The organism is Vibrio sp. 1-1(7) (assembly GCF_013048485.1).
Classification (GTDB): domain Bacteria; phylum Pseudomonadota; class Gammaproteobacteria; order Enterobacterales; family Vibrionaceae; genus Vibrio; species Vibrio fujianensis.
In genome coordinates, this window is the sequence record NZ_VHSP01000001.1 from 1,274,617 (window position 1) to 1,286,994 (window position 12,378).

Here is a 12,378-nt window from a genome sequence, read left to right on the forward strand (position 1 = left end):
GCTGGGGTTTGGTATAAAGGCAGTAATTGATGTAAGAGATCTCAAATTAATGACTGTATTCCCTGGCGCGTCTTTTGGTCGCAACTTATGGCTTATTTGCCTCACACTCTTGATGGCGGGTTGTCAAATTGACTCTGATCCTCAAAGTGAATTGGAGCAAATTCGCGCTCGCGGTGTTCTCCGGGTTGGCACGCTCAATAATCAATTATCTTACTATATTGGCCCTGAAGGCCCATCAGGGCTTGATTATGAACTGGCGCGTGAGTTTGCCCGTGAATTAGGGGTTCGGTTAGAAATGAAACCGGCCTACCGGCTTTCTAGCCTCTTCCCCGCCCTTAAAAATGGTGAGATTGATATTATCGCAGCAGGATTAAGCCAATCGGAATCTCGTTTAAAAGAGTACCGCGCCGGGCCTGCTTACTACTATGTGTCTCAGCAAGTGGTATATAAACCGGGCCAATGGCGTCCTCGCAACATTAACCAATTATTAGCCAAACAAGATGAACTGCTGGCACAAAATAGTCAGCAACCCATTTTTAAAATTGTCAATGATACTCACTTCACCAGTACCTTAGCGGCGATTAAAGCATCACAGCCTGATTTTAAATATCAAATCGACAATAATGCCGATGTCAGTGAGCTTCTCAAACAAGTCTCTAAAGGTGAGTTACTCTTTACCATGGCTGACTCAGTGGAGATATCGCTATCACAGCGCATTTATCCAGATATTGCGACCGCTTTTGAAATGACGGAAGATCAGCCTATTTCTTGGTTTATGCGTCGCTCTGATGATGAAAGTCTCTATGCATTAGTGATTGAGTTTTTTGGTACATTAAAACAATCCGGTGCACTCGCTTCACTAGAGGAGAAGTATATCGGTCATGTGGGTAATTTCGATTACGTTGATACTCGAGCGTTTATTCGAGCTTTAGACACTCGCCTACCTAAATGGATACCCTTATTTCAAAAATATTCAGAAGAATTTGACTGGCGATTGATTGCTGCCGTGGCCTATCAAGAATCACATTGGAACCCAAGCGCCAAATCACCGACAGGAGTGAGAGGAATGATGATGCTCACACTACCCACAGCACGCAGTGTCGGGGTAACCAATCGACTCAATCCTGAGCAATCGGTTCGCGGTGGTGTTGAATACTTACGACGAATGGTTGCGAGAATCCCAGATAGTATACCGCAGCATGAAAAGATTTGGTTTGCGCTCGCTTCCTATAATGTTGGCTATGGGCACATGATGGATGCACGCCGATTAACCAAACAACAAGGTGGTTCTCCGGATGCTTGGGCCGATGTCAAAGATCGCCTACCCCTCTTACGTCAAAAAAAATATTTCACTCAAACGCGCTACGGCTATGCGCGTGGCGATGAAGCTCGTACTTATGTAGAAAATATTCGTCGCTACTATCAAAGTATTATTGGCCATCTGGAACCGCATCCTAATACTGAATTAGAGACCGGAACGGAAGATTTACTGGTCATTACGGTTACAGAAGAGTCGATAGATAGTGAGGCTCAAGCTGATCAAACAAATAGCGAGGCCCAGAGCCCTGAAACCGATCAGGACTAAAGCCTGCGAGAAATCAACCGCGGATGTCGCTCTCAAAGTAAATTTCAGCGCCATAACGGTCAAAAATCACGCTCTACTCCCTTGATTTTTATCGTTCGAAATCATATCTATTCAAATGAGATGTTGAACCATAGTGTGACCCTTGTCGCTTGTAAAAAATAAAAAACCAGTGAAAATCAACGGTAACAAAAGGTTGATAAACTTTTATTTTTGGTTCCTTACAGACACAACGTCAAACCATTCACCTTGGTATTACATGATAAAAGACAGAGATGTCTAAGTAAGGTTGTTCTTATATCTGCAGTAGGAGGCGTTTTATGCTACGACGTAAACGTCAATCAAAGCTCTTTAATAAAGCGGTATCAGCTAACCGTCGTCGACGCATGCTGGCCAATACAAAGAAAAAAGTATTAGCTCGCCATCGAGCATTTGTTCAATTAATCGATTAACGTCAAAAGCAAACATCTATAACATAGGTGTTTGCTTACCCACTCGATTTAGTTTTTTCCCGATCTGTTTGTTGCTGTTTGTTGGCTTTAATCTCTTTTCTTCGCCGTTTGAAAAAGGCCTGCAGTTGGTCACGGCATTCATCTTCCAATAACCCTTTTTCAATAGTGGCATAATGGTACGCCGCTTGGCTGGCAAAAAGGTCGAGCACCGTACCAGCCGCACCTGCTTTTAAATCAGGCGCACCATAGACAATTCGCTTCACTCGGCTATGTAATAGCGCTCCAGCGCACATCGGGCAAGGTTCTAACGTGACATATAAGGTTGTCTCCGCTAAGCGATAATTTTGTAAAACCTTTCCAGCTTGACGAATGACTTGAATTTCGGCGTGCCCTGTCGCATCGTGATGGCTAATCGAGCGGTTCCAACCTTCGGCAATAATTTCCCCATTTTTAACTAATACAGCACCAACAGGTACCTCTCCTTCTGACTCGGCCTGCGCTGCTAACTGCAACGCTCTGCGCATAAAGATTTCATCTTGTTGAGTAAAAGGCTCTGTTATTTCTATCATACGTACCTCATGATTGGTTTAGCGAGATTATACCGCGAGCAGATTGATTGGTTAAGGTGATAAAAGTGAGGCGATACCCAAACAACTTGGCGTTACAGGTAGGCGGCAAGTAGGAAGGGTATATATCTAATAACGAGGGATGGCAGATCAGAGGCAAAAGAGTCAGTTCGTGGGCATAGACATACTGTGATGGGTGGTGAACGAACGCCACCAAAAACTGCAGTTGATTCCAAGTGGATGGATATCTCTTCGTTATCCTTGCCATAAAGAGCCCGTATCTACGGGCTCTTTATGTTTATTTACAGCGAATAGGTATACGGAGCCTGAATCCCCAGTGGTATACCTAATGCCCAGTACACAAGTAGGAAAATAGACCAACCAACTAGCATCGCTATCGAGTATGGCATCATCAATGAGGCCAATGTACCAATACCCGTCCCTTTCACATAACGCTGGCAATAAACAACCACCAGAGGGAAGAACACCATCAGAGGTGAGATAATATTCGAAACTGAATCACCCACACGGTAGGCCGCTTGAGACAGCTCAGGTGAAATACCTACCGCCATCAACATCGGAACGAGAATCGGTCCAATCAATGCCCATTTAGCTGATGCAGACCCAACTAATAGGTTCACTATCGCTGTTAATAAAATCATCCCAACGATCGTTGCTTGCCCAGGAAGGTTTAACGCTTTTAGCCCTTCAGCCCCATATAAAGCGAGCATGGTTCCGATATTCGAATGACTAAACGCAGATAAAAATTGCGCACAGAAGAAAGCCATCACAATATACGCGCCCATCGTCGACATGGTCGAGGACATGGCTTTAATAACATCATTACTGGTACGAAAATTCCCAGTGACTCGTCCATAAACAACACCTGGAATAATAAAGAGTATAAAAATCAGCGGCACAATTGATTTCATAATGGGCGCAGAAAAAGCGGTCAACTCGCCTTCTCGTGAACGTAATGCCGATGTCTCTGGCCACAATGCGGCCACCAGTAGCGCAATTCCTAGTAACATCGCACCACCAGCATAACGAAAAGCTTTTGATTCAATAGCAGAAAACGATCCTAAATCAGGAGCCGTTTCTGCATCCTCATCGACAGGTACCTGATTCAGTCGTGGTTCAATAATTTTTTCTGTGACATACCAACCAATTGCGACAATCAGAATAGAAGATAACCCAGTAAAAAAGATATTTGCTAAAGGATTCACTTGATAGGTTTGATCAAGAATTTGTGCTGAGGTTTGAGTAAAACCAGCTAAAAGTGGATCAATCCCTGAGGGAATAAAATTAGCAGAGAAACCACCCGATACTCCGGCAAATGCAGCGGCAATACCAGCTAAAGGGTGTCGGCCTGCAGCATGGAATATGATCCCTCCCAATGGAATCACCAATACATATCCAGCATCCGCGGCAGTATGAGAGACAATGGCAACTAAGATCAACATTGGAGTCAATAATCTGGCTGGGGTAATGTTGAGCATTTTTTTCAATCCGGTGGTAATAAAACCAGATGAATCAGCCACCCCAACACCAAGCATGGCCACAAGAACAATACCTAATGGGGCAAAGCTGGTAAACGTACTAACCATATTGGCCAAAAAACTTGCCAGCGCTGTTCCTGTCAATAGATTGGTGACTTTTAGTGCTTCTCCCGTTCTAGGGTTTATCAGATCAAAATCAATATGGGAGAGTAAAGCAGAAGAGAGCCAGACGATGATCAATGCCCAAAAGAATAAAATAGCAGGGTCGGGAATTTTATTCCCGACCCGCTCGATAATATTTAAAAAACCATCAATCCGGCTAGATTTACCTGATGGTGATAAATTTACGGCTTGGTTACTCATGAATAAATCCTAATAGATGTTGTGATTGTGAGCCTTATTATGGATGCTTTGTTGGCTTTGAATGATGATTGTCTCTTATTTGCCTATCATTGAGACGATTTATAGCAGATCACGCATGGATATATTCTATAAAATAACCTATAGATAAGCATAAAATTTCAATTGAACAGAAACATCCAGAGACACATTTCAAATTAACGACACAATATAGCAACAAACAAAACACAGCTCATCTCAATATCTGGTACAAACCGATAACTGGGCCACAAAAATTTACATCGGCTGCATTTAACGATGACTTTAACCGCCTTATAAACGAAAAAACTAATCAAATTCACTGTATTGAGAAAGCATGGTTTTCAATTCAATTTGTTGAACTTGGCCATGGCGATCAAACCAAGAAGCTTGTATCACGATGGTTTTCAGCGAGCCGGATAATGTCACGGAAGGAACATCCCAATGAAGCGTATAAATAGGGTGACTACTATCTTCCCCAGTGACTAGATCATCGGTATAGTTAGCCACAGGAAGTGCGGAGGAGACACTTAATGCACCACGGGTACGAAACCATTCTAGTTTTTGCTCTGCGAGATTAAGCGCCTGAATACTGTGCATGGCAAAATCCGCTCTTTGCTCAATATAGGCTTGTAGTTTAACTAGCCCCAAGGCTCCAACGCCAATCAAAACAAATGAAATCATCACTTCAATTAAGCTAAATCCAAACTGTTTATTGCGCATACCACGATCCCTGTACCCATTTAAACTGACGAATCTTACGCAGTGGCGTATCAATTGCGTCTCGGTTAAACAAAAAATCCATCGCAGAGTTAAATACGGCATAAGTGTCAGGGGCATCCATCACATACCCCCCCGTAGGATAAAAAGCGCCATTTTGAAAATAAGCCGTATTATTCAACGAAATATTCGCCAATGATGCGGTCGACGCTTTTAATAGATCGGCTTGCGTTGGATTAAAGCTGTTCCATAGTGTACTGGTGGGGATAAACTCTGGCGTTCCGTCGGTGGCATTCGAAATAAAGTGGTAGATCATTCCTTTAAACGTTAAAGCGCCATGGGTCGAGAGCAGTCCATTATGCACGACTAAAATAATGCCATCTAAGCCACTCGCTGAATTGATCGCCTGACCAATAGCCGTTAAATCACTTTCTCCCAAATGACAACTGCCATAAACCCAAATGAGGTCTTGCCCAGCAATAATCTTGTTCTTAATTTTGCTCCCACAATCAGGAACCACCGCTGAAGAGGGCAAGCTTTGTTGGGTAAATAGCATTTTGCCACTGCTATCAACTAAATTGCTCGCTGAGATTTTACTAAAGTGGCTATCGGACATGATTTTGAACCAATCTTGTCGCATTTCACCAAATAAATCCTCAAAAGGGGTCTGATTGACATCTTTAATAAAATCTTTTTTTAAGTTACTGGGCATCGCGTAATTAGCACTGGTACTGGTGAGATAATCTGAATCACAATATTGACCTCGGGGAAAACCAGCATAAGGCGGATGAGCGTCACTTAATCCTTTATTTTGTACCGTACCATGCACGACAAAATCCCGACTATACCGCAACATAGTACAAGCCCACTTATCGCCCTCTAAATGGGCTCCGGGATCCGCCAACATGGATAAGCCACCAGAAAAATACAAGTTTGAGGTGGCTCTCAATACACCAGAAGCGGCAGCCGGATAAGTCAGAGTTTTATGAACATGACTAAAACCGTATTGTGCTGTCACGCGTTGCTGCTTAAACGTTGGCTGTGTATAGCTAAATGTTATTGGGCCTAATGCATTACACTCACTATATTGACTAGCATCAGGTAAAGATTGCGTCAGTTTGGTTAAGCTAAAAATGCACTCTAGCCCACCTTCAGCCACCCAATATTGTTGACGAGCTTTCACTTCATTCTGAGCTCGCTTAATTTGATAAAACAGCGTTTTATATGAACCTAAAGTAAGTACTAAAGCCACCGCAAGTAGTACCGAGGTAATCAGTAAGGTGGCAACCCCCTGCTGAAAGCGACTGTTCATTGCCAATTCCTCTGCATCAAACGTAAGCTCATCTGTTGAGACACTGATGGTGCTTTCACCAAAGAGGCAGCTAAAACGATTGAAAGCATGCCACTTTGAGTGCTTTCTCCTGCGACAAGATCATGTTGCACCGAAAATTGAGTCACTTTAATCTGCTTGGGATCAAACAAATTAAAACACCCGGTTGCCGCTGAAGTTGCAGGCAAGGGGGCTGTACTACTTTTTTGACAATATTTCAGGTTATTTTTATCTAAACGATACACCGTATTACTGACACTAGCGCTAACCGCTGCCGGATGTTGATAGGCATAACCGACGAGTTCCGGTTCTGTAATAAAAAGGCCAACCGCACCAGAAAGTTTCAGTGAATGGGTATCCAAATGATCGTACCCTGCGCGCATTACATCACTTTTCATCTGGTGTAGCACCACACTCATTTGTTGTAGCAGCATAATCTCTTTACTGCGTTGTAGCGAGGCTCGTTGATTGGATAAAAACAGACTTCCTATCATTCCTAAAGCGATCGCCCCCACCAGCCCTGCAATCATAAATTCAATCAAACTGCTTCCTGACTGCTTTGGTTTAACACTTAGTAAAGCCATAGTTTTCCCCAGAGAGACTACACACTTTGATACGCCCTGCTCGATTATGAATAATGACTTTAATGCCATCACTATCTTGAAAATGCTTTTTCAATGTGAGACTGCCAGCCTGAACCGGATTACCCATAACATAGTCAAATTTCACTGAATTAATCGAATCGGTGTTGTCTATAAACAGGTTTCGATAACGCTCACCCGATAATACCGCAATGATCTCCGGTGAGTTTGCTGGAGGTAAAACCGAAGAAGAAGAGAGTATCAACCGCCACTCTCCAGTGGTAGATGGCATCCCTTCAATATGAACCCATAAATCTTGCCCGCGAAACACCGCTTCCGATTTTGCTTGAATAAAAAAACCGTGTAACTCATCAGCTAACGTAACCATCTTGGTCTGCTGATTTATATTGGTAAAATTCGGTGCGGAAAACGTAAGCATAACGGCCAGTACACTGACCGTTATCAGTAGTTCTAATAAGGTGAAGCCGCGAACCATTTCTCAAAATCCTTTGCAAACAGTGAGACATAACTGAATCAACTTGCTTTGATGCTAACAGCTACTAACAATAGGAAAAGATAGATTAATGGAACGAATGGACATGATTCGAACAAATAAATGCAACAGATCAGATAGGTTCGCTCAAGGTATGACGTTGGTCGAATTAATGATAGCCGTCGCCATCGTTGGCATTCTTGCTGGTATTGCCTACCCAGCATATACCCAATATGTCAAAGAGGCTCACCGTACTCAAGCAATAGCCGATATGGCAAAAATACAGCTCTATTTAGAAGAGCATTATGACTTAGGGTATTCCAGTCATGGTCTTTTGTCGGGAGGGAAATGTAGCGTATGCGATTCTGATCCGGAACGCTACGCCTTGGCGATTGAGATCAGCCATGCAAGCTATACGATTTCAGCCACCCCTCTCGCTTCCAAAGGACAAGATACCGATGAATGTCAAGGAAAACGCTATTCAAAGCTTGAATTAAAAAGTACCGGAGAGCGACAACCAACCTCTTGCTGGTAGCGGTTTTAAACATAAAAAGCCCTAGTTGACGTAAGCAAACTAGGGCTTTTTGAGCAAATAAGGGATCAGATTAACTGGTTAGATCATCAAAAAACTTCTTCACCCCATTGAAAAAACCTTCAGACTTTGGCTTGTGCTTATTGGCGGCCTCTCCTCCACAAGAATCTTCCAATTCCCGGAGCAATTCTTTTTGACGAGCGCTGAGTTTAACGGGGGTTTCAACCACTAGTTTCACAATCAAATCACCAATTGCCCCTCCGCGCACACTTTTCACCCCTTTACCACGCATACGGAACATACGTCCGGTTTGCGTTTCTTCAGGAACTTTAAGATTCACACGGCCATCCAACGTGGGGACTTCAACTTCACCACCCAAAGCGGCCATAGCAAAACTTACCGGGACTTCACAGTACAAATTATTACCGTCCCGTTCAAAGATATGGTGTTCTTTTACATGCACTTGCACATATAAATCACCCGCTGGTGCACCCATTTCTCCGGCTTCACCTTCATTGGCTAAACGAATGCGATCGCCAGTATCCACTCCTGCTGGGATTTTAACATTCAAAGTTTTACTTTTCTGTTTTCGACCTTGGCCATGACAAACATTGCATGGATCTTTGATGATCTTACCTTTGCCATGACAAGTTGGGCAGGTTTGCTGAACGGCAAAGAAACCTTGCCGCATTTGAACTTGACCATGACCATGACAGGTCGGACAGGTTTCCGGTGTACTGCCTTTTTTCGCTCCAGAGCCATCGCAACTATCACAATGAACCAATGTTGGAACTTCAATTTCTTTGCTACAACCTCGAACTGCCTCTTCCAAAGTTAATTCCATGTTGTAGCGCAAGTCAGATCCGCGTTGAGGCCGAGGCGAACCACCGCGGCGTCCACCACCAAAAATATCACCAAACACATCACCAAAGATATCGCCAAAATCAGCACCGCCACCACTGAAGCCACCGCCACCAAAACCACCAGCACCTTGTTCAAAAGCTCGGTGCCCGTATTGATCATAAGCGGCTTTTTTCTGCGGATCAGTCAGAATCTCATACGCTTCTTTTACTTCTTTAAACTTATCCGCAGCACTGGCATCACCCGGATTACGGTCTGGGTGGTATTTCATCGCTAGGCGCTTATAGGCCTTTTTAATATCGCGCTCTGAGGCATCACGGCTAACGCCTAATACTTCGTAAAAATCACGTTTTGACATGTTTTAAGTCACCAATTGTTACTGCAAACGGACTGACCGCTTGGTGGTTGTATCGATATAGATAAAGGTTTTAGGCTTGTCCTTTATCTTTATAGACACAAAGATAATGACAAACTTACGGGCGTAAGAGTTACCCCAAACGCCCGCAAGCAAGACCGTAAGACTCCCGTTAGCTACCAAAGCGAACGGAGATTAAGAAAAATTATTTCTTATCGTCTTTAACTTCTTCAAACTCAGCATCAACGACGTCGTCTTGTGCTGCTTGCTGTTCAGCATTCGCACCTTGTGCCTGTGCTTGCTGCTGAGCGATTTCCATCAATTTTTGAGCTGCGGTCATTAGGGCTTGAACTTTTGCGTCGATTTCGGCTTTATCTTCACCTTTCTTCGCAGTTTCTAGCTCACTAATGGCTGCTTCAATTTTCTCTTTTTCATCCGTAGGCAGAGCATCACCGGCTTCTTCAATTTGCTTACGCGTTGCGTGAATCATTTGATCCGCTTGGTTACGTGCAGTCGCTAACTCTTCGAACTTCTTGTCCGCTTCTTTATTGGCTTCTGCTTCTTGAACCATTTTTTCGATTTCTTCATCACTCAAACCGCCAGAAGCTTGGATGGTGATATTTTGCTCTTTACCCGTTTGTTTATCTTTCGCTGACACATGTAAAATACCATCAGCGTCCAAGTCAAACGTCACCTCAATTTGTGGCATACCACGAGGCGCTGGGTTAATACCTTCAAGGTTAAACTGACCCAGAGACTTGTTATACATAGCTTGCTTACGCTCACCTTGTAAAACATGAATGGTAACAGCACTTTGGTTATCTTCAGCAGTTGAGAATACTTGATTCGCTTTGGTTGGAATCGTGGTATTTTTCTCAATCAGTTTTGTCATCACGCCACCCATAGTCTCAATACCTAGAGACAAAGGTGTCACGTCAAGTAATAGAACGTCTTTTACATCACCCGCAAGAACGCCACCTTGAACAGCCGCACCCACTGCAACCGCTTCATCAGGGTTAACATCTTTGCGCGCTTCTTTACCAAAGAACTCAGCCACTTTTTTCTGAACTAACGGCATACGAGTTTGACCACCCACCAAGATAACATCAGTGATGTCATTGACTGAAAGGTCAGCATCCGCTAGTGCCACTTTCAATGGGTCTAAAGAGCGTTGAACTAAATCTTCAACCAATGACTCTAATTTAGCCCGAGTCACTTTGATGTTCATGTGTTTAGGCCCCGTTGCATCTGCCGTAATATAAGGCAGGTTGACATCGGTTTGCTGTGCTGAAGAAAGTTCGATCTTCGCTTTCTCTGCCGCTTCTTTTAGACGCTGCATTGCAAGTGGATCATGTTTCAAGTTGATCCCTTGCTCTTTGTTAAACTCATCAACGAGGTAGTTAATCATGCGGTTATCAAAGTCTTCACCACCTAGGTGTGTATCACCATTGGTCGCCAATACTTCGAATGTTTTTTCGCCTTCAACCTCATCGATTTCAATAATCGAAATATCAAACGTACCACCACCGAGGTCATAAACGGCGATTGTGCGATCACCACCTTGTTTATCAAGGCCATAAGCAAGCGCAGCTGCCGTTGGTTCGTTAATAATACGTTTAACTTCAAGACCCGCGATGCGGCCCGCATCTTTAGTGGCTTGGCGCTGAGCATCGTTAAAGTAAGCAGGAACGGTAATAACCGCACCCGTCACTTTCTCACCGAGGTAATCTTCTGCTGTTTTCTTCATTTTTTTCAGAATTTCAGCAGAAACCTGAGGCGCAGCCATTTTTTGGCCTTTCGCTTCTACCCATGCATCGCCGTTATCTGCACGAACGATTTTATACGGCATGATTTCGATATCACGCTGAACTTCTTCGTCTTCGAAACGACGACCAATCAAACGTTTAATCGCAAATAATGTATTTTCAGGGTTGGTTACAGCTTGACGTTTTGCTGGCTGACCAACGAGTGTTTCACCATCTGTATAAGCAATCACAGATGGGGTGGTGCGCTCACCCTCGGCGTTTTCAATTACGCGAGGTTTGTCACCGTCGAGTACGGCTACACATGAGTTAGTAGTACCTAAGTCAATACCAATGATTTTACCCATCAGGCTATCTCCGAAATAATTCTATATGTTCGTTTTGCTGTATATCCCTAATGTGGGGATGGAGAATTGGGTTTCAACCCCACTCACAAACAAAAACGTGGATGTTTGTTTCTCGTATGCCCTTTAAATAGGGGTGAACAACCTCTTTTCAAGGGGAACATGAAAAAAAATTTGAATTTTATAATAAAAAGCGAAGCCTTAAGACCTCGCTGATTTAAATGTGTCCGTAAAATAGACAACACGCTTATTTAGCCACCATCACCATCGCAGGACGTACAACTCGACCATTCAATTCATAGCCTTTTTGCATCACAAACATAACGGTATTTGATTGATGATCTGGACTTTCTTGAATAGACATTGCTTGATGATATTCAGGGTTAAACGCTTCACCTTCAGGATTAATCACCGTTACCCCAAATTTTGCTACTGCGTCAACAAAGGTTTTATGAGTTAATTCAACACCTTCTAAAAAGGGTTTGATCGCTTCATTTTCATTATCTACCGCTTGGATCGCGCGTTCTAAGTTATCCAACACGGGTAATAATTCTTCAACAAAACGTCCTAACGCATATTTACGCGCTTTATCGATCTCTTGTTCAGAACGACGACGCATATTTTCAACATCGGCACGAGCGCGAAGGACGCTTTCTTGCTGTTCTTTCACTCGAGCTTCACTGGCCAATAAAGCCGCCTCTAATTGAGCAATTTTACTCTCTTGCTCACTTAACTCTTCTGGTTCAACATCTTGATTCCAATCGATATCTTCATCACTACCAACAATTTCAGCCTCTACATCAACCGCTTCTTGCTGTAGCTCTTCCTCTTTGATTTTATTTTCTTCGTTGCTCATGATATCTCCAGAATTCTCATCACGATGGTGTTTAAGCATCAAATTATCTAGGTTTTTGACACAAAA

Annotated in this window: 12 protein-coding genes; 3 read left to right on the forward strand and 9 right to left on the reverse strand. The window is 43.4% G+C overall.

The annotated features are described in order from the left end of the window. Positions 1-49 precede the first annotated feature (49 nt). Both mltF and FKN05_RS16760 read left to right on the forward strand, forming a co-directional pair. Entirely contained in the window at positions 50-1,585 is a 1,536-nt protein-coding gene (gene mltF, locus FKN05_RS05880; RefSeq protein WP_170887076.1) for a membrane-bound lytic murein transglycosylase MltF, read from the forward strand. A 317-nt stretch (positions 1,586-1,902) separates the two neighbouring features. After that, positions 1,903-2,034, forward strand: coding sequence for a hypothetical protein (locus FKN05_RS16760; RefSeq protein WP_272870130.1), 132 nt, complete (start codon positions 1,903-1,905; stop codon positions 2,032-2,034). 35 nt (positions 2,035-2,069) lie between these two features. Here the strand turns inward: FKN05_RS16760 and tadA are convergent, their stop codons facing one another. From tadA to FKN05_RS05910, 6 genes are all read right to left on the reverse strand, one after another. After that, positions 2,070-2,603, reverse strand: coding sequence for a tRNA adenosine(34) deaminase TadA (gene tadA / locus FKN05_RS05885; protein WP_161427990.1), 534 nt, complete (start codon positions 2,601-2,603; stop codon positions 2,070-2,072). Positions 2,604-2,902: 299 nt separating this feature from the next. Continuing rightward, complete coding sequence (locus FKN05_RS05890) at positions 2,903-4,462, reverse strand: AbgT family transporter (protein WP_170887077.1); 1,560 nt, start codon at positions 4,460-4,462, stop codon at positions 2,903-2,905. 324 nt (positions 4,463-4,786) lie between these two features. After that, on the reverse strand, positions 4,787-5,200 hold the full coding sequence (locus tag FKN05_RS05895) for a type IV pilus modification PilV family protein (RefSeq protein ID WP_099611986.1): 414 nt from the start codon (positions 5,198-5,200) through the stop codon (positions 4,787-4,789). Continuing rightward, entirely contained in the window at positions 5,190-6,509 is a 1,320-nt protein-coding gene (locus FKN05_RS05900; protein ID WP_161427165.1) for a hypothetical protein, read from the reverse strand. The genes FKN05_RS05895 and FKN05_RS05900 overlap by 11 nt, the downstream gene beginning before the upstream one ends. After that, positions 6,506-7,111, reverse strand: a complete 606-nt coding sequence (locus FKN05_RS05905) for a pilus assembly protein PilW (RefSeq protein ID WP_170887078.1) — start codon at positions 7,109-7,111, stop codon at positions 6,506-6,508. The genes FKN05_RS05900 and FKN05_RS05905 overlap by 4 nt, the downstream gene beginning before the upstream one ends. Then, on the reverse strand, positions 7,092-7,604 hold the full coding sequence (locus FKN05_RS05910; RefSeq protein WP_099611984.1) for a GspH/FimT family pseudopilin: 513 nt from the start codon (positions 7,602-7,604) through the stop codon (positions 7,092-7,094). The genes FKN05_RS05905 and FKN05_RS05910 overlap by 20 nt, the downstream gene beginning before the upstream one ends. A 97-nt stretch (positions 7,605-7,701) precedes the next feature. On the opposite strand from FKN05_RS05910, the gene FKN05_RS05915 reads away from it, so the two are divergent. Next, entirely contained in the window at positions 7,702-8,136 is a 435-nt protein-coding gene (locus tag FKN05_RS05915) for a type IV pilin protein (protein WP_170887244.1), read from the forward strand. A 70-nt stretch (positions 8,137-8,206) separates the two neighbouring features. On the opposite strand, the gene dnaJ is transcribed toward FKN05_RS05915, so the two are convergent. The 3 genes from dnaJ to grpE form a co-directional block, all read right to left on the reverse strand. Beyond that, a complete protein-coding gene (dnaJ, locus tag FKN05_RS05920) occupies positions 8,207-9,352 on the reverse strand; it encodes a molecular chaperone DnaJ (RefSeq protein ID WP_099611983.1) in 1,146 nt (381 codons plus the stop codon). Between the two features lie 202 nt (positions 9,353-9,554). Continuing rightward, positions 9,555-11,459, reverse strand: a complete 1,905-nt coding sequence (gene dnaK, locus FKN05_RS05925) for a molecular chaperone DnaK (RefSeq protein WP_099611982.1) — start codon at positions 11,457-11,459, stop codon at positions 9,555-9,557. Between the two features lie 244 nt (positions 11,460-11,703). Then, positions 11,704-12,312: a nucleotide exchange factor GrpE gene (grpE, locus tag FKN05_RS05930; protein ID WP_161428188.1), complete on the reverse strand. Its 609-nt coding sequence runs from the start codon at positions 12,310-12,312 to the stop codon at positions 11,704-11,706. Between the last annotated feature and the right edge of the window lie 66 nt (positions 12,313-12,378).